This is a genomic window from Leifsonia sp. EB34, assembly GCF_041260585.1.
In the GTDB taxonomy this organism is placed as follows: domain Bacteria; phylum Actinomycetota; class Actinomycetes; order Actinomycetales; family Microbacteriaceae; genus Leifsonia.
In genome coordinates, this window is sequence record NZ_JBGCCV010000003.1 from 89,139 (window position 1) to 114,430 (window position 25,292).

22 protein-coding genes are annotated in these 25,292 nt (G+C 71.6%); 6 read left to right on the plus strand and 16 right to left on the minus strand.

Annotated elements, in window-relative coordinates:
* Positions 1–67 precede the first annotated feature (67 nt).
* Positions 68–1,564 (minus strand): PLP-dependent aminotransferase family protein, encoded by a 1,497-nt coding sequence (locus tag ABIA36_RS17525; RefSeq protein ID WP_369963854.1) that lies wholly within the window; start codon positions 1,562–1,564, stop codon positions 68–70.
* A 63-nt stretch (positions 1,565–1,627) separates the two neighbouring features.
* On the opposite strand from ABIA36_RS17525, the gene ABIA36_RS17530 reads away from it, so the two are divergent.
* A complete protein-coding gene (locus ABIA36_RS17530) occupies positions 1,628–2,536 on the plus strand; it encodes a YitT family protein (RefSeq protein WP_369963855.1) in 909 nt (302 codons plus the stop codon).
* A 91-nt stretch (positions 2,537–2,627) separates the two neighbouring features.
* Here ABIA36_RS17530 and ABIA36_RS17535 read toward each other — a convergent pair whose 3' ends face one another.
* The 6 genes from ABIA36_RS17535 to ABIA36_RS17560 form a co-directional block, all read right to left on the minus strand.
* A complete protein-coding gene (locus ABIA36_RS17535) occupies positions 2,628–3,383 on the minus strand; it encodes a MerR family transcriptional regulator (RefSeq protein ID WP_369963938.1) in 756 nt (251 codons plus the stop codon).
* An 81-nt stretch (positions 3,384–3,464) separates the two neighbouring features.
* Positions 3,465–5,708, minus strand: a complete 2,244-nt coding sequence (locus tag ABIA36_RS17540) for an APC family permease (protein WP_369963939.1) — start codon at positions 5,706–5,708, stop codon at positions 3,465–3,467.
* A gap of 165 nt (positions 5,709–5,873) precedes the next feature.
* The gene (locus ABIA36_RS17545; protein ID WP_369963856.1) at positions 5,874–6,503 is read right to left on the minus strand and encodes a PadR family transcriptional regulator; all 630 of its coding nucleotides are present in this window, start codon (positions 6,501–6,503) and stop codon (positions 5,874–5,876) included.
* On the minus strand, positions 6,500–7,327 hold the full coding sequence (locus ABIA36_RS17550) for a DUF4097 domain-containing protein (protein WP_369963857.1): 828 nt from the start codon (positions 7,325–7,327) through the stop codon (positions 6,500–6,502). The genes ABIA36_RS17545 and ABIA36_RS17550 overlap by 4 nt, the downstream gene beginning before the upstream one ends.
* A gap of 213 nt (positions 7,328–7,540) precedes the next feature.
* A complete protein-coding gene (locus ABIA36_RS17555) occupies positions 7,541–8,143 on the minus strand; it encodes an antibiotic biosynthesis monooxygenase (protein ID WP_369963858.1) in 603 nt (200 codons plus the stop codon).
* Between the two features lie 50 nt (positions 8,144–8,193).
* Entirely contained in the window at positions 8,194–9,231 is a 1,038-nt protein-coding gene (locus ABIA36_RS17560; protein WP_369963859.1) for a LacI family DNA-binding transcriptional regulator, read from the minus strand.
* A gap of 471 nt (positions 9,232–9,702) precedes the next feature.
* Between ABIA36_RS17560 and ABIA36_RS17565 the strand changes: the two genes are divergently transcribed.
* The 4 genes from ABIA36_RS17565 to ABIA36_RS17580 all read left to right on the plus strand — a co-directional run bounded on the left by ABIA36_RS17565 (position 9,703) and on the right by ABIA36_RS17580 (position 15,114).
* Positions 9,703–10,956, plus strand: a complete 1,254-nt coding sequence (locus tag ABIA36_RS17565; protein WP_369963860.1) for an extracellular solute-binding protein — start codon at positions 9,703–9,705, stop codon at positions 10,954–10,956.
* A 14-nt stretch (positions 10,957–10,970) separates the two neighbouring features.
* A complete protein-coding gene (locus ABIA36_RS17570) occupies positions 10,971–12,104 on the plus strand; it encodes a carbohydrate ABC transporter permease (RefSeq protein ID WP_369963861.1) in 1,134 nt (377 codons plus the stop codon).
* Entirely contained in the window at positions 12,101–13,021 is a 921-nt protein-coding gene (locus ABIA36_RS17575; protein ID WP_369963862.1) for a carbohydrate ABC transporter permease, read from the plus strand. Before ABIA36_RS17570 ends, ABIA36_RS17575 begins: the two co-directional genes overlap by 4 nt.
* Before the next feature lie 83 nt (positions 13,022–13,104).
* Positions 13,105–15,114 (plus strand): glycogen debranching N-terminal domain-containing protein, encoded by a 2,010-nt coding sequence (locus ABIA36_RS17580; protein WP_369963863.1) that lies wholly within the window; start codon positions 13,105–13,107, stop codon positions 15,112–15,114.
* A 199-nt stretch (positions 15,115–15,313) separates the two neighbouring features.
* Here ABIA36_RS17580 and ABIA36_RS17585 read toward each other — a convergent pair whose 3' ends face one another.
* Positions 15,314–16,375 carry an NAD(P)-binding domain-containing protein gene (locus tag ABIA36_RS17585; RefSeq protein WP_369963864.1) on the minus strand — a complete coding sequence of 354 codons (1,062 nt, stop codon included), beginning with the start codon at positions 16,373–16,375 and terminating at the stop codon, positions 15,314–15,316.
* 150 nt (positions 16,376–16,525) lie between these two features.
* Here ABIA36_RS17585 and ABIA36_RS17590 point away from each other — a divergent pair, with 150 nt between their 5' ends.
* Complete coding sequence (locus ABIA36_RS17590; RefSeq protein ID WP_369963865.1) at positions 16,526–16,771, plus strand: DUF3073 domain-containing protein; 246 nt, start codon at positions 16,526–16,528, stop codon at positions 16,769–16,771.
* A 91-nt stretch (positions 16,772–16,862) separates the two neighbouring features.
* On the opposite strand, the gene ABIA36_RS17595 is transcribed toward ABIA36_RS17590, so the two are convergent.
* The 8 genes from ABIA36_RS17595 to ABIA36_RS17630 all read right to left on the minus strand — a co-directional run bounded on the left by ABIA36_RS17595 (position 16,863) and on the right by ABIA36_RS17630 (position 25,247).
* Positions 16,863–17,471, minus strand: coding sequence for a response regulator (locus ABIA36_RS17595; RefSeq protein WP_369963866.1), 609 nt, complete (start codon positions 17,469–17,471; stop codon positions 16,863–16,865).
* Complete coding sequence (locus ABIA36_RS17600) at positions 17,468–18,613, minus strand: sensor histidine kinase (RefSeq protein ID WP_369963867.1); 1,146 nt, start codon at positions 18,611–18,613, stop codon at positions 17,468–17,470. The genes ABIA36_RS17595 and ABIA36_RS17600 overlap by 4 nt, the downstream gene beginning before the upstream one ends.
* A 54-nt stretch (positions 18,614–18,667) precedes the next feature.
* On the minus strand, positions 18,668–19,411 hold the full coding sequence (locus ABIA36_RS17605; RefSeq protein WP_369963868.1) for an ABC transporter permease: 744 nt from the start codon (positions 19,409–19,411) through the stop codon (positions 18,668–18,670).
* Entirely contained in the window at positions 19,408–20,376 is a 969-nt protein-coding gene (locus ABIA36_RS17610; RefSeq protein ID WP_369963869.1) for an ABC transporter ATP-binding protein, read from the minus strand. Before ABIA36_RS17610 ends, ABIA36_RS17605 begins: the two co-directional genes overlap by 4 nt.
* Positions 20,377–20,481: 105 nt before the next feature.
* Entirely contained in the window at positions 20,482–21,762 is a 1,281-nt protein-coding gene (locus ABIA36_RS17615) for a Calx-beta domain-containing protein (RefSeq protein ID WP_369963870.1), read from the minus strand.
* A gap of 175 nt (positions 21,763–21,937) precedes the next feature.
* Positions 21,938–23,059, minus strand: a complete 1,122-nt coding sequence (gene purM / locus ABIA36_RS17620; RefSeq protein ID WP_369963871.1) for a phosphoribosylformylglycinamidine cyclo-ligase — start codon at positions 23,057–23,059, stop codon at positions 21,938–21,940.
* Positions 23,060–23,119: 60 nt separating this feature from the next.
* Positions 23,120–24,742, minus strand: a complete 1,623-nt coding sequence (purF, locus tag ABIA36_RS17625; RefSeq protein ID WP_369963872.1) for an amidophosphoribosyltransferase — start codon at positions 24,740–24,742, stop codon at positions 23,120–23,122.
* Positions 24,743–24,776: 34 nt separating this feature from the next.
* Positions 24,777–25,247, minus strand: a complete 471-nt coding sequence (locus tag ABIA36_RS17630; RefSeq protein ID WP_369963873.1) for a hypothetical protein — start codon at positions 25,245–25,247, stop codon at positions 24,777–24,779.
* Between the last annotated feature and the right edge of the window lie 45 nt (positions 25,248–25,292).

Consider the following 25,292-nt stretch of genomic DNA (forward strand, 5'->3'; position numbering starts at 1 on the left):
GCTGTGCAAGTTCCTCATCCCCAGGTACCACCTCCACCCGCGCGGTGAGCGTACCGGTGGAGGAGCCTCAGACGACGTTCGGGAGCGCCGCCGCGTCGTAGTAGGGCGCGGGCTCGACCGAGGCGACCGCCCAGGCGCGTTCGAGCGCTGTGAACGCGCGCCGCGTCTCCTCCTCGCTGTACGTGATCGGCACGCGCAGGAAGCGCTCGAACGCGCCGTCCAGCCCGAACCGCGGGCCGGCCGCGATGAGGAGGCCGTGGTTGCGCGCGGCGAGCGCGAGCGCCGAGCTGACCGGCGCGCCGATCCCGATCCAGGCCGCGAGGCCGCCGTTCAAGCGCGGGATGCGCCACTCGGGGAAGACCTCCGCCGCCAGCCGGCGCACGCTCTCGCGCCCGGCGGCGAGCTGCACGCGGCGCTCTTCGAGGATCTCGCGCGTCTGCGGCAGCATCCGCGCGACGACGAGCTGCTCGAGCATGGGCGTGCCCAGGTCGGTCGACGGCTTGGCCGCGGTCAGCCGCTGGATCAGCGGGCGGTCGGCGCGGATCCAGCCGATCCGGAGGCCGCCCCAGAGGCTCTTGCCGGTCGACCCGATGAGCAGCACGGGCGCGTCGCCGGCCTTGCGGTGGGCGTAGGCTGGCAGCGGCAGGTACTCGCCGACGCGGTCGATGTCGAGGTCGGCCGTCGTCTCGTCGGCGACCACGACGGTGCCGTGCGCCGCAGCCGCGGCGAGGATGCGCTCCCGGGTCGCGGGCGACATGGACGCGCCGGTCGGGTTGTGGAAGTCCGGGATCAGGTACGCCAGCGCCGGGCTCGCGCGCCGGATCGCCTGCTCGGCGGCGTCCGCGTCCCAGCCGTCCTCCTCCACGGGCTCACGTCCGTCCGGGCCGAGGGCGTGCGGGGCGTCCTCCGGCGGCGTGACCGTGATCGGCAGGAGCCGGGCGCCGGCCAGCCGGAGCGCCTCCGTCGCGTGCGGGTAGGTGGGCATCTCCACGAGGGCGCGGTCGCCGCGGGCCAGGAACGTGCGGGCGATGAGCGCGATGGCCTGCTGGGCGCCGACCGTGACGAGGATCTGGTCGGGGCTGGTCGGGAGGCCGCGCTCGGCGTAGCGGTCGGCGATCGCCTGGCGCAGGTGCGGGAGGCCGACCGGGTCGTAGCCGGAGTCCGGCAGGAAGTGCGGCAGCTCCTCGGCGGCGGCGCGCGCTGCGGCCGGGAGGGACGCCGCGGCAGGGAGAGCGGCCTTGGTGAAGTCCAGCATCCCCTCGCCGCCGGTCATCGGCAGGGCCAGCGCCGGGCCGGGCAGGCGTGCGACGCTGCCGGAGCCGCGCACGCTGTCCAGGAAGCCGCCCTCCCGGAGCTGCCGGTAGGCCGCGCTGACCGTGGTGCGGCTCAGGTCGAGCCGCGCCGCCAGGTCGCGCTCGGCGGGGAGGCGCGTGCCGATCGGGATGCGCCCGTCCAGCACCAGCAGGCGGACGCGGTCGGCGAGCGACTGGTAGCCGGGGGCGGCCCCGCGCCAGTCGCCGAGCAGCGACTCAAGCGAGCGGGCGGTCAGTTGGGCGTCGGGCATGCGGGCCACTTTATCCGGATTGGCATCTTGATGTAAGGCCAATCGAGCGATTGGATTGTCAGCATGTCCCGGTTTCTCCTCACCCGCCGCCTGGCTCAGCTCCTCGTCGGACTGTTCCTGTACGGCATCGCCATCGCGCTGATGGTGCAGGCGGGGATCGGCGTCTCGCCGTGGGACGTGCTGGCGCAGGGCGTGTCCTACAAGACGGGCATCCCGTTCGGGCTGGTGACCAACCTGATCGGGCTCGTCGTGCTGGCGTTCTGGATCCCGCTGCGGCAGCGGCCGGGGCTCGGGACGGTGCTCAATGTCCTTCTGGTCGGGCCGAGCGCGCAGCTCGGGCTGTGGATCATCCCGCAGCAGACCGTGCTGTGGGCGCAGGTGCTCGTGTTCGCCGCTGGCTTGCTGCTGCTCGCGGTCGCGACCGGCCTCTACATCGGGCCGAAGCTCGGTCCGGGCCCGCGCGATGGGCTGATGACCGGCCTCCACGCCCGCACCGGCCGCCCGATCTGGGCCGTGCGGACGGCGATCGAGGTCACGGTGCTCATCATCGGCTGGTTCCTCGGCGGCAACGTCGGTGTGGGGACGCTCGCGTTCGCGCTGCTGGTCGGGCCGCTGTGCAGTCTCACCCTCCCGTTCTTCGCCATCCGGCTGCCGGAGCCCGCGCCAGCGGACGCCGAGCTGGAGGGCGAGCTCGAAGGCACGGCGGAGCAGGGCCCCGGCCTCCGCGCGGAGGGTGCGGACGAGCGGGGTGCCGTCCGTTTCGACGTGCGAGACGGCATCCTGCTCGAATCCGACGCGGCCACCCGCTCCCGGGCGGTGCAGCGGGCCGACTCCCCGTTCGTGCGCGGCCCGCAGCCCGACCGCGCCCCGGCCGAGCCGCCGGCCGCGCGCCCCTCCCGCCTCATCGCCGCCCACTGGCTCGACGACCGCCTCACCGGCCGCACCCGCCGCGCCCACCCCCGCCGCGCCTGACCCAAGCAATCGATTCCGGACTTATGCACGCCCGCGCACGGCGTGTTGCGTACACAAGTCCGGAATAGATGGAGCGGGAGCGGGGGAGGCGCTACAGGGACTCGGCGTAGATGCGGAGGGCGTCGCGGACGAAGGTGGCGCCCTCGGTGCCGCCGTAGTTGGCGGCGAAGCGCGGGTCGGCGACGTACATGTCGCCGAGGCCGCTCAGGTAGGCCGCCGGAGGGGCGCCGGTGCCGTAGCCGGGCGTTCCCGGGATGTCGGCCAGCCAGTCTGCGTGCCGGCGGGCGAGCACCTGCGCCTCCTCCGACGCGGGATCGACCCCGCGGGCGGCCGCGGCCGTCCAGTCGGCGGCGAGCGCCTTCTGCCGCTGCTGCCAGCCGGCGCGCTCCTCGGCGCTCATCCCGCGCCACCAGCGGTCGGACGCCGCGTACGCGTCCTTCCCCCAGCGCTCCTCGACCTCCTCCTTGTACCGGGTGTGGTCGAAGCCGTCGAACATCTCCTCAGCCACGATCTCCCCTCCTTCCTCCACGGCGTGGATCGTCGACTCGACCGACGCGATCTGCCGCGCCAGCCGTTCCCGCTCGCTGCGCAGCCACGTCAGGTGGTCGCGCAGGGCGGGGACCGCATCCTGCCTGTCGTCGAGCACCCGGGCGATGGTCGGGAGGCCGAGCCCGAGGTCCCGCAGCAGGAGGATGCGCTGCAGCCGCACGAGGGAGTCGCGGTCGTAGTGGCGGTAGCCGTTCGCGGCGATCCGGCTCGGCGGGAGCAGGCCGAGCTCGTCGTAGTGACGCAGCGTCCTGCTCGTCGTGCCGGCGATGCGCGCGATGTCCTGGATGCTCCAGTCCACGGTCGCGTCCACCATGATCCCTCTCCTCTCGTGGGGTGCAGACACCACGGTAGAGGTTGACGTTACGTCAAGGTCAAGCGATCACTGCTGGGAGCGTGCGGGTTCGTGCTGCGGCTCCTGCGCGCCCGACGGCTCCGGGACGGACAGCTCCCCCGGCTGGGCGAGCGGCTCCGGCGTTGGGGCCGCCTGCTCACCGAGCGTGATCGGCGTCGGGTGGATGTGGATGTGCGCACGCGCCGCCGACGCCGGCGTCAGCGGACGCCGCGCGACCGGGCGCACCGGCTCGCCGCGCCGGTCCTGGCCGGGCAGCGGCCGCGAGCGGCGGCCGTAGATCAGCGACGACGAGTCCAGCAGCCACGGCACGAGCGCCACCGTGACGCCGTGGCACAGCATGAGCTGCTTGCTCAGGCGGCGGGCGCGGTGGTTGTGCAGCAGCGCCTCCCACCAGTGGCCGACGATGTACTGCGGCAGGTAGACCGTCACGACCTCGGAGCCGTGCTCCTCGCGGCGGTGCTTGAGGTACTTGATCACCGGCAGGCCGAACTCGCGGTACGGAGACTCGATGACCGTCAGGGGCACGTGGATGTTCTGCTCGATCCACTGCCGCTGCAGCTTCTGGGTGGCCTCCTCGTCGATGGAGACGTGGATCGCCTCGATCGAGTCGTGCCGGGCGGCGATCGCGTAGTCGAGCGCCTTGAGGGCCGGCTTCTGCATCTTGCCGATGAGGACGACCGCGTGGTCGCCGACACTGCCGAAGGTGGTGACCGGGTCGACCTCGATCTCCTTCTCGACGTCCCGGTAGTACCGGTTCACGCCGAGCATCAGGAACCAGAGGATCGGCATGAAGATGAAGACGAGATAGGCGCCGTGCGTGAACTTCGTGATCGTGACCACGATGAGCACGACGAAGGTCAGCGTCGCTCCGAACGCGTTGATGCACAGCGAGCGGACGATGCTGCTGCGCTCGCGCTGGCTCAGCACCGCCGCGCCGTCCGTGCCGCTGCCGCGCAGCATCGTGACCCAGTGCTTCACCATCCCGGACTGGCCGAGGGTGAACGAGACGAACACGCCGATGATGTAGAGCTGGATGAGCTGGGTCAGGTTCGCCTGGTAGACGAGCAGCAGGACCGTCGCGGCGAGCGCCAGCAGGATCATGCCGTTCGAGTAGACGAGGCGGTCGCCGCGGGTGTTCAGCGCCTTCGGGGCGTAGGAGTCGCGGGCGAGCACCGAGCCGAGCAGCGGGAAGCCGTTGAACGCCGTGTTCGCGGCGAGCAGCAGCACGACCGCGGTGGCGGCCTGCACGATGAAGAAGAAGAAGGTGTTGTTGCCGAACGTCGCCGCGGCGATCTGCGCGATGAGCGAGCGCTGCGGGGAGGTCGCGCACTGCGCCCAGCCCTGGAGGTCGCAGGGGTTCTCCGCGTAGTGCACGCCGCTGATCAGCGCGGTGACGGTGAGGCCGGCGAACAGGACGATGGCGATGCCGCCCATCATCGCCAGGGTGGTGCGGGCGTTGCGGATCTTGGGCGTGCGGAAGGCGGGCACACCGTTGGCGACGGCCTCCACACCGGTCAGCGCGGAGCAGCCGCTGGAGAACGCCCGCAGCAGCAGCAGCACCATCCCGGCCTGCGCGATGCTGCTGGTGTGCACGGTGTAGCCGGCGGACTCGGCGATCGGCGCGTGCCCGAGCGCGGTGCGGACCAGCGCCGTGACGACCATGACGAAGATGCTGCCGATGAAGATGTAGGTGGGGAGTGCGAACGCCTTGCTCGACTCCCGCACGCCGCGGAGGTTGACTGCGGCGAGGATGATGACGCAGAGCACCGCGAGCCCCACGCGCCACGACGCGAGGAACGGCAGCGCCGAGATGACGTTGTCCACGCCGGACGCGACCGACACTGCGACGGTCAGCACATAGTCGACGAGCAGGGCGGAGGCCACGATCAGGCCCGCCTTCTCACCGAGGTTCTTGTGCGCGACCTCGTAGTCGCCGCCTCCCGAGGGGTACGCCTTGACGAGCTGACGGTAGCTCAGTACCACCGTCACCATCAGGACCACGACCGCCGCGGCGACCCACGGGGCGAACGTCAGGAACGACAGCCCGCCGAGCAGCAGGATCATCAGGAGTTCCTGCGGGGCGTACGCGACACTCGAGAGCGCGTCGCTGGCGAAGATGGGTAGCGCGAGGTGCTTCGGGAGCAGCTGTCCTTCGAGTTTTTCGCTCGGAAGCGGGTCTCCGATCAACCACCGCTTCGGGGATCTCCCCTCATTTGTCACGAGGGACGACAATACTCGCTGCCAAAACCCTGTCAAATCGGCGGGTTGCATCATCGCCGGCGGGCGCTCCCGCGGACACGTCGACGGCGTCGCCCGGAGCCTCCGTTGCCGCGGATTCTAGGCGGACGGAGCTCATCATCGGCCTCACTGGGAGCGAGATGAGCATGGTCTGAGACTTTCTGGAGATCGCTCGGAATCCCGCTCTCACCGGGCGGTTCAGCCGCGACCGATCGCCTCGACGACCGCCCGCCGCACGCGGGTCAGCTCCTCCTTGAGCAGGGGCACGACGCTCTCCGGGAGCCCGCCGCGCGCCGCCTGGGAGCGCAGGTCGGTGCGGAGCTGCTGGCGGAACTCGTTGATGGCGACCTCCGCCTCCCGCGCGGCGGCGTTGGCGGCCGCCCGGGCGTCGCGGCCGGCCTCTCTGGCCTCCTGTCGCGGGTCGACCCTGGTCGCGTCGCGCTTGGCCTCCCGCGCCGCCGAAGCCAGCTCGGCGCGCAGGGTGCGCATGGCGTCGTTCACGCCGGCGCGGACCTCGTCGGCGAGCCGGCGGACGGAGTCGGTCACCTCGTCCTCGATCGCGTCCAGCTCGGGCTCGCGGGCGGCGAGCTCGGCGCGGCCCGCGTCGGTGATCGCGTAGACGGTCTTGCGGCCGTCGGTCGTCTTGGTGACCAGCCCCTCCTCCTCCAGCTTCGCGAGCCGGGGGTAGATGGTGCCGGCGCTTGGCACGTAGGTGCCGCCGAAGCGGTCGCTCAGCGCCTGGATGAGCTCGTAGCCGTGCCGGGGCTCCTCCGCCAGGAGGCTCAGCAGGTAGAGACGGAGGCTGCCGTGGGCGAAGACGGGGGTCACGCCGACGCCTCCCGCTGAGCCGCGGAGCTGCGGAGCACCGAGACGGCGCCGGAGACGGAGTTGACCGTGATGTCGACCCAGTAGCCGTCGAGGCTTCCGGTGGTCGCGGTGTACCCCTTTCCTGCCGATCCGACGACCATCACGTTGTCGAGCTGGACCCGGCCGGAGACGGTGTTGGCACGGTAGCGGGCGCCGAGGGCCTCCGGGATGCGGATGGTCGTGTCGCCCGAGACGGTGTTGATCTGCACCTCGTCGGGGGTGCCGGAGATGTCCACCATGATGTCGCCCGAGACGCCGTCGGCGGTGAAGCGCGGGATGGCGCCGGTCGCGGTGACGTCCCCCGAAACCGTGTGCGCGGTGATGCGCCCGGTGTGGCCGCGGGCCGAGAGTTCGCCGCTGACGGAGTTGAGCTCGAGCGCGCCTTCGAGACCGTCGATCACGACGTCCCCGGAGACCGTGCTGAGCCGGGCGTCGGTCTTCAGGCCCGAGATGAGCGCGCCGGCGGAGACCACGCCGAACTTGAGGGCGACGTCCCTCGGGACCAGCACGCTGACGTCGGCGCGGGCGCTCGACCTCATCGACTTGAACACGTCGATGAAGTTGTCCCAGCGGAGCTGGGGGTGGTCGATCTCGAGGCGGTCCTCGTCGATGCTGACCTTGAGGTCGCGGCCGGAGACCGAGTGGACCTCCACCCGGGCTCCCGGCTCGTCGTGGCCGATGATGTCGATCTGGCCCCCCAGCAGCCCGACCTTGAGGGAGCGGACCAGCTCCACGTCGATCGTGCGGCTTTCGCCGGGCTGGATGAGCCACTTCTCCTGTGCCATGCTCTCGCGCTCCTTGCGTCGTGCCTTACTCGGTGACTCGCGATATATCGCGATGTTGACGTATTCACGATATATCGCGAGTTGCCGCCGCGCAAGAGCGCACCCCGAATCCCAGGGTCACCTCAGGGACATCCCCCACCCGCGCCGCCATCGCTTCCTCACTTTCTCCCGCAAAACGCCGGGAGCAGGCGGGAGAAAGTGAGGAACAGATGGCTAGCGGCGGGCGAGCCAGGGGTGCAGGAGGCGGGTGACGAAGGGGAGGAGGAAGTAGGTCATCGTCGGCGTGAGCAGCAGCGTCGTGATGAGGACGGTGGCCAGCGGCCAGAGTTGGTGCCAGCCGGGCACCAGATAGAAGGTGAAGTAGGTGAACGCCAGCGAGAGCGGGAAGAAGCCGAGCCAGATGGTGACCGCCTGCTTCCAGCGCGGCGGCGCGGCCGGCACACCGGGCTGCGGCTCGTCGAACCAGCCCTCGATGCCGGTGCGGCGCTCCACGCGCGACACCTCGACCAGTTCGCGGCCCTCGTACAGCCAATCGGCGCGCTCGTCGGAAGCCTCCCACGCCTCCAGCGACGCGGCGTCGGCGAAGCGGTACAGCATGTGCCACTCGTGCGAGTGGGCGTTCGCGCGCACCCAACCGGAACCGAGGAAGCCCTCGAAGGTGTTGGCGAGATTGACCCCCGCCTGGACCCAGTGCGTCACCTCGGGGAGGCGGCTGGGGTCGACGCGGCGGGTGATCGAGACGGTGACGGGGATGCGCGGGGGTGTGTCCGGGTTCTGCGCTTGTGGCGCGGAGACGTTCGGCTCTTGTGGAGTCATGCCTCCATTGTCGCCGCCGCGGGTTTCGAGCGCGTTTCGCCGGAGGCCGCTCAGCGCGCCCCGATCAGGCTCCCGCCCTCGCGCACCACGAGCTGCGGCGTCACCAGCCGGTGCCGGGGATCGTCCACCGACGACTCCACCCGGCCGCCGTGGGCCCCGGTCAGCAGTTCGAGCACGCCCGCGGCCACCTCGTCCACCGGCTGGCGCACGCTCGAGAACCCGAGCGACGCCGCGACCGGGGTGTCGTCGTAGCCGATCACCGGGATGCGGCCTCCCGTCGCCGTCAGCACGCCGAGGGCGAGCGAGTCGGAGGCGCAGACCACGGCCTCCACCTCGGCGCGCGCGGTCAGCCGGCGCATGGCCTCGGCGCCGAAGGTCACGCCGTCCTCCGCGGCCTCCTCGAGCGCCGCGAGCGTCGCCTCGTCCACCGCGTCCGCCTCCCGCATCGCCTCGAGCCAGCCCGCCCGGCGGTCGTCGCCGGTGCCGGAGCCGGAGGGCCAGCCCACGTAGCCGATCCGGCGCAGGCCGCGCGCGAGGAAGTGCTCGGTGGCCTCCCGCAGTCCCGCGCGGCCGTCCACATCCACCCACAGGTGCAGCGGGTCGGTCATGTCGTCGATGCCCCAGGGCCGGCCGAACGTGACGAACGACTGGCCGTGCTCGATCAGCCACTCCGTGCGCGGGTCGCCGTGGAAAGTGGAGGTCAGCACGAACGCGTCCACGTCCGCGGCGTCGGAGAGCCGGCGGAACTGCTCGATCTCGTCCTCCGGGCCGTCGGCGGTGAACAGCAGAACGCGCAGGCCCTTGCGGTCGGCCTGCTCGGTGAGGGCGTGCAGGAAGCGGTCGAGTACGCTGCCGGAGATGCCGTCGCGGGTCATCGGGTCGAGGCGGATGCCGATGGTGGAGCTCTTCTGCGTGCGCAGCCGGCGCGCGGAGGCGTGCGGGCGGTAACCGAGCGAGCGGATGGCCTCCTCGACGCGCTCGCGGGTCTCCGGGCGGACGATCGCGGGCGTGTTCAGCACATTGGAGACGGTCTGCCGCGAGACACCAGCGGCGTCGGCGACGTCGCTGACGGTCGGCTGTGCGCCCATGCTGTTCCTTCCCCGGCGCGCTCCGGGCCGGCCGGAGACGCTGCCTCAGACCTTACCGGTGCGCGTTCGCGCTGGCCCGTCACCCCGCTTGACACGTCCCGAAGGCCGTGACTATGGTGACAGCGTCCCCGTTTGATCGTTCAAAATGCACTGTAGCATCACTGAATTTGATCGATCAAAGGGGCGTGTCACCCGGAACGAGACCATAGGAGGTCGGATGCGCGCAGAGCAGCGGGCCATCCAGCGCAGCCGGTTGTCCCAGCGCAGCCGGTTGTCCCAGCGCAGCCGGTTGTCCCAGCGCAGCCGGTTGTCCCAGCGCAGCCGGTTGTCCCAGCGCAGCCGGTTGTCTCAGCGCAGCAGCCGCTCTTGTCCTCCACAGGTCCGCCTCCACCCCGAACGATCCACGACTTCGGCCACCCCCACCGCGTGAGCCCGTCCGTTCGGGCACACTCACACCAAGGAGAGAAACACATGCGAAGAATCACATCCCGCTGGCTCGCGGGCGGCGCCGTCGCCGCCGCGGCCGCGCTCGCCCTCACCGCCTGCGGCTCCGGCTTCGGCGGCAGCGGCAGCGGCAGCAGCGACACCGGCAAGCTGACCTCGTCGAGCAAGGCGCTGACGGTCATGATCGGCTCGTCCGGCGACGCCGAGACGACCGCGGTCAAGTCCGCCGTCGGCGACTGGTCGAAGAGCTCGGGCACGAAGGCCAGCGTCGTCGCCGCGAGCGACCTCAACCAGCAGCTCTCGCAGGGTTTCGCCGCGAAGAAGCCGGCGGATGTGTTCTACCTCTCGACCGACGCGCTCGCCGGCTACGCCTCCAACGGCTCGCTGCTCGCGTACGGCGACCAGCTCGCCAACAAGAGCGACTTCTACCCGAGCCTGGTCAAGTCCTTCACCTACAACGGCAAGTTCTACTGCGCGCCGAAGGACTTCTCCACCCTCCAGCTCATCATCAACAAGGACATGTGGAGCGCAGCCGGCCTCGCCAGCAGCGACATCCCCAAGACCTGGGACCAGCTCCAGGCCGTGGCCAAGAAGCTCACTGGCAACGGCCACGTCGGCCTCGGCATCTCGGGTGAGTACGCTCGCATCGGCTCCTTCATGGTGCAGGCGGGCGGCAACCTGATGAACGACGACAGCACCAAGGCGACCGCGAACAGCGACGCCAACGTCAAGGCGCTCGACTTCGTCAAGCAGATGCTCAACGCGGGCGACCTCAAGTACGCCAAGACCCTCGGCGCGGGCTGGGGCGGCGAGGCGTTCGGCAAGGGCCTGGCCGCGATGACCATCGAGGGCAACTGGATCACCGGCGCCATGAAGACCGACTACCCGAACATCAAGTACCAGGTCGCCGAGCTCCCGGCCGGTCCCGCCGGCAAGGGCACCCTCCAGTTCACCAACTGCTGGGGCATCGCCGCCGACAGCCCCAACCAGGCCGCCGCGCTCAAGCTGGTCGAGAAGCTGACCAGCAAGGGCGACCAGCTCGCCTTCTCCCAGGCGTTCGGCCCGATGCCGTCCATCAAGTCCGCCGCCGGCGAGTGGAAGTCGGCCAACCCCGAGCTGGTGCCGTTCCTCAACGCCGCCGACTACGCCAAGGGCGTGCCGACCGCCAAGGGCGCGGCCGACGTCGTGACCGACCTCAACAGCAAGCTGGAGTCGCTGGCCACGAGCGACCCGAAGACGATCCTCGACGCCACGCAGAAGAACCTCGAAGCGCTGAAGTAAGGATCGCAGCCACCATGTCGCAAACCACGAGTCGGTCTCGCCGTTCCGGAATCCGGCGCGGCGAGGGCGCCTCGGGGTGGTTGTTCACCGCCCCGGTCATCCTGCTGCTCGGCGTGTTCCTCGTCATCCCGGTGCTCATGGCGCTGTGGGTCAGCTTCTCCGACTGGGGAGGGCGCGGCAGCCCCTTCGCGTCCGACGTGAACTTCGTCGGCCTCAAGAACTACTCGAGCCTGCTGGCCGGCGGCGGGCTCGCCGAGCAGGACTTCGGCACGGCCCTGAAGAACAACGCCTGGTACGTCGTGCTGGTCGTCCCGATCCAGACGGCCGTCTCGCTCCTCCTCGCGGTGCTCGTCAACCGGGCCGTCCTCCGCGGGCGCGGATTCTTCCGCACCGCCTTCTACTTCCCGTCGGTGACCAGCTCGGTCGCCATCACGGTGCTGTGGCTGTTCCTGTTCAGCACGACGGGCGCGGTCAACAAGGTGCTCTCCTGGTTCGGCGTCAACGGCCCGAACTGGTTCAACGACCCGAGCGGCATCATCCACAACCTCCTCGGCGTCTTCGGCGTCACGACCGGCCCCGCCGCCCTCACCCAGAACACGCTGCTCGGCGTCTCCTGGTGGGATTGGCTGGGCGGCCCGTCGGTCGCCATGACGGCGTACATCATCATGGCCGTGTTCACCACGAGCGGCACGTTCATGCTGCTCTTCATCGCGGCCCTGCAGAACCTCGGCGGCGACATCACCGAAGCGGCCATGATGGACGGCGCCAACGCCTGGCAGCGCTTCTGGCGCATCACGCTGCCACAGCTCCGCCCGACGCTGTTCACCGTGCTCACCCTCGGCCTGATCGGCTGCTGGCAGGTCTTCGACCAGATCTACACCGGCAGCAAGGGCGCGCCGAGCAAGACCACGCTGACCCCGGCGTACCTCTCCTACCAGACCTCGTTCACCAACCAGGAGTGGGGCCAGGGCGCCGCGATCGCGTTCATCCTGTTCATCATCATCGTGGTGTTCACGATCTTCCAGCGCTGGGTGCTGCGCGAGCGTGCGGTGTCCAAGCGGCGCATGCGTCCCTACGACGCTCTGCTCATCGCGTCCACTGCGCCGAGCAACTCCTCCGGCTCCGCCACGAAGGGAGGCCTGGGATGACCGCCACCGCCTCGACCGTCTCTCCCGCCACCGCAACCACCGCGACCTCGCCGGGCGGCCCCGCGCCGCGTCCCGTCCGCCGCCGCACCACGCGCAGCCTCGCCGCCACGTCGGTCAGCTACGCGATCCTCGTCGTGCTCGCGGTCGTGTACATCATGCCGTTCCTCATCCAGGTGGCGACGTCGTTCAAGACCGATGCGGACGCGACGGCCAACCCGGTCTCGCTCATCCCCCAGGTGTGGACGACGGCCGCGTACACGAAGCTGTTCCTCAACTCGGACTTCCCGATCTGGTTCATGAACTCCGCCATCGTCACCGTGTGCGTGACGCTCGGCCGGGTGTTCTTCAACTCGCTCGCCGGCTACGCGCTCGCGCGACTGCACTTCCGCGGGCGCGGCTTCGTGTTCGCGGCGCTGGTCGCCGTGATGTCCGTGCCGATGGTGGTCCTGCTCATCCCCAAGTTCCTCGTGATCAACCAGCTCGGCATGTACGACTCGTACAGCGGAATGATCCTGCCGCTGCTGACCGACGCGGCCGGGGTCTTCATCATGAAGGGCTTCTTCGAGTCCATCCCCGCCAGTGTCGAGGAGCAGGCGCGCATCGACGGCGCCGGCACCTTCCGGGTGTTCTGGTCGATCGTGCTGCCGATGGCCCGGCCGGCGCTCATCACGATCATCATCCTGTCGTTCCAGGGGTCGTGGAACGAGCTCGCGCACTTCATCGTGTCGACGCAGGACCCGGCGCTCACCACGCTGACCAAGGGCGTCGCCGGCCTGGCGAGCGGCCAGCTCAGCCAGGGCAGCCAGTACCCGATCAAGCTCGCGGCCGCGGCGATCATGACCATCCCGGTCGCCGTGCTGTTCTTCATCTTCCAGCGCCGGATCATGAACTCCAGCGACGGTGCGGTGAAGGAGTGACCGCCGCGGTCCTCGCGGGCCTCCCTGTAGACCACCCACTCCCCAGCCACCACATCCCCGATCGAGGAGGCGCGAACGCCACGATGACCCAACCGCTCCAACCCCTGCTGCACGACAGCGTCGTGGTGCTCACCGCGCCCAGCCAAGCCTGGTCCGCCGCGGACGGCACCGTCGACGGCGGCGGGATCCACGGGTTCTACAACTCGGACCTCCGGGTGCTCGACCGCATCCTCCTGACCGTCGGCGGCGAGCTGCCCGAGCACATCGCCACCGCCGGCCCCGACGCGGCGAGCGCCGTCTTCACCGCGCTCGCCCGGCGGATCGACGATGCGACGGCAGACCCGCGCGTCCGGCTGGACCGCACGCGCACGGTGGTGGCGGGGAGCCTGCGGGAGCGGATCGTGCTGCGCAACGCCCTCCGGACTCCGATCGCGACGACCGTCGAGGTCTCCGTGCGCGCGGACTTCACCCCCATGCAGACGGTCAAGGCCGGTCTGTCGGGCGCGGAGCACCCCGTGTCCGCCGAAACCGTCAGCGGCGAGACCGGGCACGACGCCGTCGTGTTCCGCTCGGGTCCGGTGACGGCGCGGCTGACCGCCCCCGGCGCACTCCTCTCGGTCGACGGCCAGGACGCCACCCTCGCGTGGGAGGTCGAGGTTCCGGCCCACGGCCACGTCGTCCTGGACTGGACCATCGACGTCGACGACCCGACCGCGGTCGTCGCGGGCGCTGCGCCGTCGGCCGACTGGGCTGCGTTCCGTGCCGCCACCGGCGACTCGCGGCTCGCGTCCTGGCTCGACCGGGCGCTCGCCGACCTCCAGTCGCTGCGGATGTCCACCACCGCGCGACCGGAGGACACCTTCCTCGCGGCCGGAGCCCCCTGGTTCTTCACCCTGTTCGGGCGCGACTCGCTCTGGGCCGCTCGCCTGCTGCTGCCGCTCGGCACCGACCTCGCGGCGTCCACGCTGCGCGTGCTGGCGCACTTCCAGGGCACGCAGACCGTCGCCGAGACCGCTGAGCAGCCCGGCAAGATCATGCATGAGCTGCGCCCGGGCGCGCTCACCATCCCGGGTGAGGGCGTGGTGCTGCCACCGCTCTACTACGGCACCGTCGACGCGACAGCTCTCTGGATCGGCCTCCTGCACGACGCGTGGAAGTGGGGCCTGCCCGACGACGAGGTGCGCGAGCTGCTCCCCGCGATGCAGGCGGCGCTCACGTGGATGCGCGACCACGGCGACAGCGACGGCGACGGCTTCCTGGAGTACGTGGACACCACCGGCCACGGCCTGGCCAACCAGGGCTGGAAGGACTCCGGCGACTCCATCCAGTGGAAGGATGGCACGCTCGCGGACGGCCCGATCGCGCTCTGCGAGGTGCAGGGCTACGCCTACGAGGCCGCGGTCGGCGGCGCCGAACTGCTCGACGCGTTCGGCCTCGAGGGCGGGGACGAGTGGCGCGAGTGGGCCGCCCAGCTCAAGAGCCGCTTCGACGAGGCGTTCTGGATCGACGACCCGGCCGGTGCCTACCCCGCCGTCGCACTGGACGCCGCGAAGCGCAAGGTCGACACCGTCACCAGCAACATCGGCCATCTGCTCGGCACCGGCATCCTCACCCCCGAGCAGTCGACCCTGATCGCGCGCCGGCTGGCGTCGCGGGAGCTGTCGTCCGGCTACGGCCTGCGCACCATGTCGACGGAATCGGGCGGCTACTGGCCGCTCAGCTACCACGGCGGCTCGGTGTGGGCGCACGACACCGCGATCGCGATTCTGGGGCTCTCGCGCGACGGCCACGCCGCGGAGGCCGACCTCCTCGCCGACGGGCTGCTGGCCGCGGCGGAGGGCTTCGGCTACCGGATGCCCGAGCTGCACTCCGGCGACCCGGTCGAGCAGACCAGCGCGCCGATCCCCTATCCGGCCGCCTGCCGCCCGCAAGCATGGTCCGCCGCCGCCGCGGTGGCCGTCCTCTCCGCCCGCCTCGGCCTCCGCGCCGACGCCCAGACGGGATCGCTCGACGTGCGCCCCACCCCCGGCGCCGGCAGCATCCGCGTGAGCGGCCTGCGCTTCGCGGGCGCACCCCGCGACCTCGAGGTCTAGCCCGCGCCCCCGATTCGTGCCGAATGTCGCCTCCCACCCCGCGGGAGTCCACATTCGGCACGAATCCCGGCTTGCGCGCACAGACCCGACATTCCGCACGAATCGCGGCTCACGCGGATACGACGAGATTCGGCACGAATCGCGGCTCACGCGTGCGCAGAGTCGACATTCGGCGCGAATGTCGGCCGCCGGTACGCGGCTAGAGCTGGGCCATGATCTGGCGGGCGATCACGCGGCCGGCGCGGTTCGCGCCGATCGTGCTCGCCTGGGGGCCGTAGCCGGCGAGGAAGATCCGCGGGTCGTGCCATGACGCTCCGGACGCCACGGTGAGGCCGCCGGACTTCTCGCGGAGCTTGAGGGGCGCGAGGTGCCGCAGCTCCGGGCGGAAGCCGGTCGCCCAGATGATCGTGTCCGCCTTCGTCGTGGAGCCGTCCGCCCAGACGACGCCGTGGGGCTCGATGCGGGAGAACATCTCCCGCTCCACGAGCAGCCCGCGGTCGATCCCGGCCGCCACGCGGCGCGTGCGGGGGACGCCGGTTCCGCTGACGATGCTGGGCAGCGCCTGCCCGGCGCGGGCAGCCGCGTCCTGGGCGGAGACCGCGGCGACGCCGCCCTCGATCGTCAGCTCGGACTCGTTGCGGAAGTCGACCGGGCGGCGGGTCGCCCAGGTGAGGCTCTCGGCAACGCCCTCCAGCTCCAGCAGGAAGCCGATCGCGCTCGTGCCGCCGCCGACCACCACGACCGACTGCCCGGCGAGCTCCGCCGCCGACACATACGACGACGTGTGCAGGTGGCGTCCTGCGAAGTCGTTCATCCCGGGATACCACGGGATGAACGGGGCGCCCCAGGTGCCGGACGCGTTCACGACCACCCGGGTGCGCGTCTCGCCGCGGTCGTGCGCGACGACGAGGTCGGCGCCGCGGTCGAACACCCGCGAGACGGTCACCGGGCGCTGCACCTGGAGGCCGTAGTGCTCCTCGTAGCGGCGGTAGTAGCCGGCGACGATGTCCTTGGCCGGGAGGGCGCGGTCCGCCGTCTCGAAGCTGAGACCCAGCTCCGCCATCCCCGGGAGGTCGTTGACGTGGTGGGCGCTGCCGAGACGCAGTGCGTCCCACCGGTGCTGCCAGGCGCCGCCGGTGCCCGGGCCGCGGTCCAGGACCACGAAATCCTCCCCGGGAACCAGCTCGAACCGGCGCAGGTAGTAGGCGACCGCCAGTCCGGCCTGCCCGGCGCCGACGATCACCACCTGGGTGTCGGTCATGCCACTGATCACGCGCTCATTCCATCATCCGACGCTGTGCGGGAACTCGGGGTCCTCGGGGGTCACCATGCTAAACTCAACGCTAGTTTTCACTGTTTCTGTTGGATCCCCGGCGCCATTTCTCCGGGCAGGACCAAAAGGGGGTCACGCATGGGGCGCGGCCGTCAAAAGGCAAAGCACACCAAGATCGCTCGTCAGTTGAAGTCGTTCAGTCCGAACGTCAACTACGACGCGCTCGAGCGTGAGCTCACCGGACATTCCCACCACGACGACGAGCACCAGTACGACGCGTGGGCCGACTACAACCCGGACGGCGACGACGATACACCCGGGTACGACGACGCCGACGAGGACGAGTACGAGGACAGCGAGACCGAGACGCCGAAGCGCGCCTGAGCGCGCCAGCGTCATCCGCGCGATCACCCGAGCGGGCACCGTGAAGCCACGCTGACGATTCGTCGGCCGTCGCAGCCCTGCGCCCGCGCGCTCACAGCCAGCCCTGCCGTGTCGCGATGGCGACTGCCTCGGAACGGTTCCGCGCGCCCGTCTTGCCGATCGCGCTCGACAGGTGGTTGCGCACGGTGCCGTCGCTGAGGTGGAGGCGGCGCGCGATGTCGGTGATCGTCCCGCCCTGGCCGGCCACGGCGAGCACCTCGGCCTCGCGGACGGTCAGCGGCGACGCTCCCGACGCCAGCGACTCGGCCGCCAGGGCGGGGTCGACGACGCGCAGCCCGGAGGCGACGCGGCGGACCGCGTCGGCAAGCTGGCCGGAGGGGGTGTCCTTCACGATGAACCCGGCGGCGCCGGCCTCCATCGCCCGCCGCAGGTAACCGGGACGGCCGAACGTCGTGACGATCAGCGAACGGCACGACGGCAGGTCCCGCGCGAGCTGCGCCGCGACCTGGATGCCGTCGAGCCCGGGCATCTCCACGTCGAGCAGGGCGACGTCGGCGGCGGAGGCGCGCGCTGCGTCGAGCACCTCGTCGCCGCGGCCGACCTGGGCGGCGACCTCCAGGTCGGTCTCGAGGTCGAGGAGGGCGGCGAGGGCGCCCCGGACGAGGGCTTGATCGTCGGCGAGCAGCAGGCGGATGGTCACGCGACCGGCCTCCGCACCGTCAGCAGCGTGCCGCCGCGCGGGCCGGCCTCCACCGTCACCGCGGCCCCGAACTCCCGCGCCCGGTCGGTCAGCCCCGCGATCCCGGAACCGCGCACGAGCTCGCGCCGCTCCGCCCCGAACGGCGCCGGCCCGCGGCCGTCGTCCTCGATGCGCAGCGCGTCCGGCTCCACCGTCACCCAGCAGTTGCGGGAGCCGGAGTGGCGGATCACGTTCGTGACGCCCTCCCGCAGCACCCAGCCGAACAGTTCGCGCAGCTCGGGTGCGACGTCCTCGCCGTTGCGCGGCAGGTGCGCCTGGATGTCGGCGGCGGCGAGTCCCGCCTGGGCCGCGGCGAGCTCCGTGGACAGGCTCATCTCGCGGTAGCCGGCGACGGCGGCGCGGAGGTCCGCCAGCGCCGAGCGGGTGAGGCGTTCGATGTCGGCGAGCTCGTCCTCCGCGCGGCGCGGGTCGACCGGGATGAGGCGGCGCGCCAGCTCCGACTTCACCGTCACCACGGTCAGGGAGTGGCCGAGGACGTCGTGCATGTCGCGCGAGAACCGCGCCCGCTCGTCCACCACGGCCAGGCGGGCGATCTCGCCCTGGGCGTTCCGCAGCCGGCGGAGGGTGTCGATCTGGCGGGCGAACGCGCTCATCATGGTGCCGATGGAGACCGTGATGAGCGCGATGTACCACGCCACCGCGAAGGTGCCGGTGAGCAGGAACACGATGACCTGCACCGCGCCGAGGGAGGCGATGATCGTGTTCGCGAGCCAGGTGCGCGCGATCGTCATCCCGGCGACGCACGCCACGTAGACCCAGGTCCAGAGGGTGTCGAGGCCGATGAACGGGATGAGGGTCAGCGTCAGCGCGAAGTACGCCAGCACGCCGACCAGCCGCGTGCGCTCGCTCTCCCACCAGAGGATCGGCGGGAGGGCGAGGAACCCCGCATAGACGAGCGTGAGCAGCGCGGTCGCGACGACCTTGGTGCTCGCGAGGCCGGGCGAGGTCCACAGGCCGACGAGCACGGAGACCTGGTAGAGCAGCCCGATGAACGCGCCGGGGTACCAGCGGTAGGCGGAGCGATGCGTCAGCCGCGCCCACACTCCCGTGGGCCGGTACTCCTCGACGTCGCTGCTGAACACGTCCCTCACCTTAGCCAGTCGTGGCCCAGCCAGCCGTGGCCCGTCGCCCGCGGCTCAGCCGCGCGCCGCGTCGCGCCGGTAGCGCCACACGATCAGCGCGCCGAGCGCGAGCGTCCAGGCGGTCAGCACGAGCGCCGGCGTGAGCGCGTCGCCGCTCTGCAGCGCCCCGAGCTGCCCGACCCGGTTGAGCCAGTACGACGGGACGGCCTGCGCGACGTTCGCGACCCAGGCGGGGAAGATCTGCAGCGGGACCCACAGGCCGCCGAGCACCGCCATCCCCATGAACACGGCCATGAACAGCGGCTGCGCGAACTCCGGCTTGGCGAACTGCCCGATCAGGATTCCGAGGAGCGCGAACGGCACGACGCCCGCCCAGATCGCCAGGCAGGCGAGCATCCAGCTCATGGCGGGGAGGTCGGGGTGGTAGAGCGCGATCGACACGGCGACGATGACCACGATGCTGAGCAGTGCGAGCGCCAGGGCCGCGACGAGCTTGGAGACCAGGTAGCCGGTGCCGGTGAGCGGCGTGATGCGGAGCTGGCGGTTCCAGCCCAGCGAGCGCTCGGTGACGATGTTGAACGCCTGCGACAGGGCGGCCATCATGCCGCCGTACGCGGAGACCTGGATGGTCGTGACCACGATCCAGGGCAGGTGGGTCACGACGTCGACCTGACCACGGCCGCCGAACGTGCCGCCGAAGGCCAGCAGCATGACGAGCGGGACGGCGAGCGTGAAGATCATGGCGCGCATGTTCTTGAGCTGGCGGAGGGACTCCCGGCCCAGGTAGGCGATGCTCATCGGAGGGCTCCTTCGGTGTGGGACTGCGTGGGCTGGGACGGTGCGGCGTCGCGCGGCTCCTCGTCCCGCGACTCGGTCAGGGCGAGGAACGCGTCGTCCATCGTGTGCGCGGTGACCTCGATGTCGTGGAGGTCGTCGTGCGCGGCGAGGAGGGCGCGGAGGGTGGCGTCGGAGTCGTCGCTGACGATCGTGAGGCGGCCGTTGCGCTGCTCGACCGTGCGGACGCCGGGCAGGGTGCCGAGCTCGGCGGCCACCTCGGGGGTCCAGGCGAAGCCGGCGGTGGCGGCGATCCGGCGTCCGGACACCACGGCCTTCACCTCGGCGGGAGTGCCGTCCGCGACCACGCGGCCGCGGGCGAGCATGACGATCCGGTCGGCGTAGGCGTCGGACTCGTCCAGGTAGTGCGTGGCGAAGACGACGGTGCGGCCCTGGTCGGTGAACTCCCGCATCGAGAGCCAGAAGGTACGCCGGGCCTCCACGTCCATCGCGGCGGTCGGCTCGTCGAGGAACAGCAGGTCGGGGTTGGACACGACGGCGACGGCGAACCGCGCGCGCTGCATCTGACCGCCGGACAGCTTGGCGACGCGCTGCTTGGCGATCTCGGTGCAGCGGGCGCGCTCCAGGGCTTCGGCGACGCTGAGCGGATGCTTGTGCGCCGACGCGACGAGCGCCACGGACTCCGCGACGGTGAGGGTGGGGAGCAGCGCGCCGCCCTGCAGCATCGCGCCGACCCTCCCCTCCCGGATCGCGTGCCGCGGGTCGCCGCCGAAGAGTTCGGCGGTGCCGGAGGTCGGGCGCGCCAGGCCGAGTGCGAGGTCGATAGTGGTGGACTTGCCGGCGCCGTTGGGGCCGAGGAGGGCGATGACCTCCCCGGCCCGCACGGTGAGGTCGACGCCGTCGACGGCGGTGAGCGAGCCGAAGGTCTTGCGGAGGCCGCTGAGGCGGATGGCTGGTGAGGTGTTCACCGTCTCAGCGTGCCGGGCGGGCGGCCGGAGCGCGCAGGGGCAGCGTCAGGGATTCGGGGTGACGTTTGTCACGGGTGCGCCAGAGCAGTGCGCCAGAGCAGTGCGTCAGAGCAGCCCGTCGCGCGGGCGCACCGAGCGGAAGAGGCCGATGATGCCGGCGACGCCTCCGACCGCGACCAGGGCTGCGCCGAGCAGGAGCAGGAGGTCTTGGCCGACCGGTGCGGCGCCGAGCGGCGTGTGCGCGGTGGGGTCGCCCTGCGGGAGCGCGGAGGCCGCGTCTGCCGCACCTCCGCCTCCGGCGCCTCCCACCGCGGCCGACGCCGGGGCCGCGACCGGGACCGCCGGCAGCGACACCATCGCGACGGCGCCGCTGACGTCGGCCGTCGCACGCTGCAGGACCACGAAGAACACGGAGGCCGGCGAACCGGGGGCGCGGGCGGGGAGGCTCACGGTCGCTGTCGCGGCCGCCTGGCCGGCGGCGAGCGCGAGGGCTCCGGAGGCGGCGACGTAGTCGGTTCCGGCGTGAGCGGTGCCGTCGACCGTCGCAAAGTCCACGGTGACCGGCGCCGAAGCGCCCGTGCGGGTCACGTGCACAGTGACGGAGGTGCTGCCCGAGACGACACTGTCGGCCGCGACGGCGAGCGCACCCGAGGCGGCGGCGACGGTCAGCGGAGCGGCGGTCGTGGCCGGGCGGAGGGTGGAGCCGGCGGCGGGGGCGAAGGTCGCGGTGACCGTGTGAGCGCCGGCCGCCGGGGCGGGCAGGTCGGTGCGTGCGATGCCGCCTGGGCCGACGGGCACCGTCGTGGAGGAGCCCCCGTCGACGGCGAAGGCAACGGTCCCGGTGTCGGGCGCCGCGAGGAGGAACCGGGTGACGGTCGCGGACACGGCGACGGTGCCGCTGGAGGTCGCGGTCGCCGGCGTGCTGAGCACGATCGCGGTGGCGTCGGTGCAGGCGGGGGCCGTGGCGTCGATGGTGGCCGACCGACCGCCGAGGGTCCAGGTCAACGACGGCTCTGCGGCGGCATCCACCGTCAGCAGCCACACGCCGTGGTGCTCGCCCGGAAGGAAGGTCGACGGCTGCCCGCGGTCGGGGGTGCCCGGCGACAGGTCGTCCGCGCCGGAACCGGGGGTCACGGTGACCGGAGACGTGGCCGACGAGCGGTAGCCGAGGACGACGGTGCGGGAGGTCACGGCGCCGAGCGGGGCATCCTGCACGCAGTCGACGAGTGGAGTGAGGACGTCGGGCGCGGCGGTCGGGGTCGGCGTCGGCGTGGGGCTCGGTGACGGTGCCGGCGTGCTCGCGAACGCCGGCGCCCCCGCGAGTGCCACGGCGACGAGCGCCGCCCCGAGCGCGCACGTCAAACGGAGGCGGGCACGGGGGGTCACACTGGTCACCCTAGCGGGCCGCCGTGCCCGTCCGCGCCTCCACGAACGGGTCACGTCACGCGCGTCGCGAGCGGAGGAGATCAGGTGCCCGGAGGCGCCGGATCGCAGTCAGCGGAGGGGATCGGGGCGCCGGCGGGAGGTGAGTCCTCCGTTGGCGACGCGCAGCGGGCGCGACTCAGCCCGCGTACGTTCCCACGAGCCGCACCGCGCCGCCGTCGACGCCCTTGGCGCCCTGCTCGAACCCGCCCAGCTCGCGGGCCGCCGTCGACACCACACCGGCCCGCCACGTCGGGATCCCGTCCGCCGTGATCGCTGCCGCGATCGCGTCGGCGGCCTCCGGCGCGACAACGGCGAACATCCCGATGCCGAGGTTCCAGGTGCCCTCCGACGACTCCAGGGTGCTGCCGGCCAGGTCGCTCAGCACGCGGAACACCGGGTTCGGCGACCAGGTCGAGCGGTCGACCTCCACCCACGAGCCCACCGGGAGCACGCGTGCCAGGTTCGCGGCGATGCCTCCGCCGGTCACGTGGCTCAGCGAGTGGATGGCGCCCGCGAACGACGGGGACTCGATCACCCGCAGTAGCGGCGACGTGTAGAGGCGGGTCGGCTCCAGCAGCGCTTCACCAACGACGCCGCCGAACTCGTCCAGGCGGTCGGTGAAGGCGATGCCGCGCTGCGCGAGGATGTGCCGCACGAGCGAGAAACCGTTGGAGTGGATGCCGGAGGACGCCAGCGCGAGCACCACGTCGCCGTCGCGGACGCGCTCGGCGCCCAGCAGCTCCTCGGCCTCCACCGCGCCGACCGCCGCACCGGCGACGTCGTAGTCGTCGGGGCCGAGCAGGCCCGGGTGCTCGGCGGTCTCGCCGCCGACCAGCGCCGTGCCGGTCGCCTCGCAGGCCCGGGCGATCCCGGCGACGATCGCCGCGATGCGCTCGGGGACGACCTTGCCGCACGCGATGTAGTCGGTCATGAACAGGGGACGCGCGCCCACCACGACGATGTCGTCCACGACCATCCCGACCAGGTCCTGGCCGATGGTGTCGTGCTTGTCGAGCGCCTGCGCGATCGCGACCTTGGTGCCGACGCCGTCGGTGGAGGTGGCCAGCAGCGGCCGGCGGTAGACCTTCAGCGCCGACACGTCGAACATGCCGGCGAAGCCGCCGACCCCGCCCAGCACCTGCGGGCCCTGCGTGCGGGCGACGGCGGCCTTCATCAGCTCGACGGCGCGGTCGCCGGCGGCGGTGTCGACACCGGCGGCGGCGTAGGAGGAGGACGAGGATGCGGTGGGCTCGGTCACTGCTCCATGGTATCCGGGCGCCTCAGCCGTCGCCGACCGCGGCCCCGGGCTCCGCAGCCGCTACTCCTGCCGCCCCGGGTCGCCGAACGAGAGCAGCCGCTCGTACTCGGAGTCCGGGCCCGGCTCGCAGCCATCGCTCGTCGCGTCGGCTCCGGTGTCGGTCGGCGCCACCTCGGCCGCGCGCGCTGCGGGGTCGTCCACGGGGCGTTCATCTGCCTTGTCACCCGGGCGCTCGAGGAGGTTCTTGCCCAGGTGGTGGGCGTCGGGCAGCTCGATCGGGTACACGCCCGTGAAGCACGCGGTGCAGAGGCGCTCGCGCGGCTGGTCGGTCGCAGCGATCATGCCGTCCTCCGAGAGGTAGCCCAGCGAGTCGGCGCCGATCGACTGGCGGACCTCGTCCACACCAAGGCCCGTCGCGATCAGCTCCGCGCGGGAGGCGAAATCGATGCCGTAGAAGCAGGGCCAGGTGATCGGCGGGCTGGAGATGCGCACGTGCACCTCGGCCGCGCCGGCCTCCCGCAGCATCGAGACGAGCGCACGCTGGGTGTTGCCGCGCACGATCGAGTCGTCGACCACCACGAGGCGCTTGCCCTTGATGACCTCCTTGAGCGGGTTCAGCTTGAGCTTGATGCCGCGCTGGCGGATAGTCTGCGACGGCTGGATGAAGGTGCGGCCGACGTAGGAGTTCTTGACGAGGCCCTGGCCGAACGGGATGCCGGACGCCTGCGCGTAGCCGATCGCCGCCGGGGTGCCGGACTCGGGCGTCGGGATGACCAGGTCGGCCTCCACCGCGTGCTCGCGGGCGAGCTGACGGCCCATCTCGACGCGCGCCTCGTAGACGCCGCGACCGGCGATGGTGGTGTCGGGGCGGGCGAGGTAGACGTACTCGAAGACGCAGCCGGCGCGCTTCTCGGTCGCGAACCGCTGGGTGCGCAGGCCGTTCTCGTCGATCGCGATCAGCTCGCCGGGCTCCACCTCGCGAACGAAGCTGGCGCCCACGATGTCGAGGGCGGCGGTCTCGGAGGCGACGACCCAGCCGCGCTCCAGGCGGCCGAGCACCAGCGGGCGGACGCCCTGCGGGTCGCGCGCCGCGTACAGGGTGTGCTCGTCCATGAAGACCAGGCAGAAGGCGCCGCGCAGCTTGGGGAGGACCTCCACTGCGGTGGCCTCCAGCGTGTGGTCGAGGTCGCCGGTGAGCAGCGCCGTGACGACGGCGGTGTCGGTCGTGTTGCCGCGGGACAGCTCGCCGTCGAGCTGCGGGTAGCGCTCGTGCACGAGCTGCATCAGCTCGGCGGTGTTGGTCAGGTTGCCGTTGTGGCCGAGGGCGACCGTGCCGCTGGAGGTGCGGCCGAGCGTCGGCTGCGCGTTCTGCCAGCTCGAGGCGCCGGTGGTGGAATAGCGCGTGTGGCCGACGGCGATGTGGCCGGGCAGCGAGTTCAGCGCGTTCTCGTTGAAGACCTGGGAGACCAGGCCCATGTCCTTGTAGATGAGGATCTTGCTGCCGTCGCTGGTCGCGATGCCAGCGGACTCCTGCCCGCGGTGCTGCAGGGCGTAGAGGCCGAAGTAGCTGAGCTTGGCGACCTCCTCACCGGGCGCCCACACTCCGAAGACGCCGCAGGCGTCCTGCGGCCCCTTCTCACCGGGCAGAAGATCATGACTCAGACGACCGTCGCCTCCGGCCACAGCGGGCCCCTTTCTGAAAGGTGTGTCGGGATGTTCAGCTGTCGACGGACGGACGAGAGCCGTTGCTCTGCGTGCCGTCCGACTCGGGACCCGGCTCCGTGCCGCGCTCGGTGTCGAGCTCGGCGCCGGCGCCGGGAAGGCGCACGTCGATTCTATCCGCCTGCACGGTGCGTGCCCGGCGGGTGACCGCGCGGTCGATCAGGAGGGCGACCAGCGCGCCGACGGCCACGCCGATGGTCGCGCAGATCGCCAGCAGGAAGCCGAAGACCTGGCCGCGGTCGTAGGTGGGGTTCGCCGGGAACGAATAGGTGAGGATGAGGGCGATGACGCCGAAGACGACGGCGCCGGTGAGCATGAAGCGGAAGTACCGCGGCGAGCGGTGCACGCGCACCTGGGCCTCGGTGACGGTGGCGTCGACCTCCGGGTCCGGGGCGGGCGCGGGCTCGGCGGCATCGGCGGCGTGCGCCTCCTCGGGCACGGCGGACTCCTCCGGGTTCGGGCTCATGCCCCCATTCTCGCGCACCGCACCTGAGCGGATGCCCACTGCGGA

Excerpts from the sequence above, each read along its gene's own strand:
- ABIA36_RS17525 (WP_369963854.1), bottom strand. The coding sequence starts at position 1,564 with ATGCCCGACGCCCAACTGACCGCCCGCTCGCTTGAGTCGCTGCTCGGC.
- ABIA36_RS17530 (WP_369963855.1), top strand. The coding sequence starts at position 1,628 with ATGTCCCGGTTTCTCCTCACCCGCCGCCTGGCTCAGCTCCTCGTCGGA.
- ABIA36_RS17540 (WP_369963939.1), bottom strand. The coding sequence starts at position 5,708 with ATGCAACCCGCCGATTTGACAGGGTTTTGGCAGCGAGTATTGTCGTCC.
- ABIA36_RS17550 (WP_369963857.1), bottom strand. The coding sequence starts at position 7,327 with ATGGCACAGGAGAAGTGGCTCATCCAGCCCGGCGAAAGCCGCACGATC.
- ABIA36_RS17555 (WP_369963858.1), bottom strand. The coding sequence starts at position 8,143 with ATGACTCCACAAGAGCCGAACGTCTCCGCGCCACAAGCGCAGAACCCG.
- ABIA36_RS17560 (WP_369963859.1), bottom strand. The coding sequence starts at position 9,231 with ATGGGCGCACAGCCGACCGTCAGCGACGTCGCCGACGCCGCTGGTGTC.
- ABIA36_RS17565 (WP_369963860.1), top strand. The coding sequence starts at position 9,703 with ATGCGAAGAATCACATCCCGCTGGCTCGCGGGCGGCGCCGTCGCCGCC.
- ABIA36_RS17570 (WP_369963861.1), top strand. The coding sequence starts at position 10,971 with ATGTCGCAAACCACGAGTCGGTCTCGCCGTTCCGGAATCCGGCGCGGC.
- ABIA36_RS17575 (WP_369963862.1), top strand. The coding sequence starts at position 12,101 with ATGACCGCCACCGCCTCGACCGTCTCTCCCGCCACCGCAACCACCGCG.
- ABIA36_RS17580 (WP_369963863.1), top strand. The coding sequence starts at position 13,105 with ATGACCCAACCGCTCCAACCCCTGCTGCACGACAGCGTCGTGGTGCTC.
- ABIA36_RS17585 (WP_369963864.1), bottom strand. The coding sequence starts at position 16,375 with ATGACCGACACCCAGGTGGTGATCGTCGGCGCCGGGCAGGCCGGACTG.
- ABIA36_RS17590 (WP_369963865.1), top strand. The coding sequence starts at position 16,526 with ATGGGGCGCGGCCGTCAAAAGGCAAAGCACACCAAGATCGCTCGTCAG.
- ABIA36_RS17605 (WP_369963868.1), bottom strand. The coding sequence starts at position 19,411 with ATGAGCATCGCCTACCTGGGCCGGGAGTCCCTCCGCCAGCTCAAGAAC.
- ABIA36_RS17630 (WP_369963873.1), bottom strand. The coding sequence starts at position 25,247 with ATGAGCCCGAACCCGGAGGAGTCCGCCGTGCCCGAGGAGGCGCACGCC.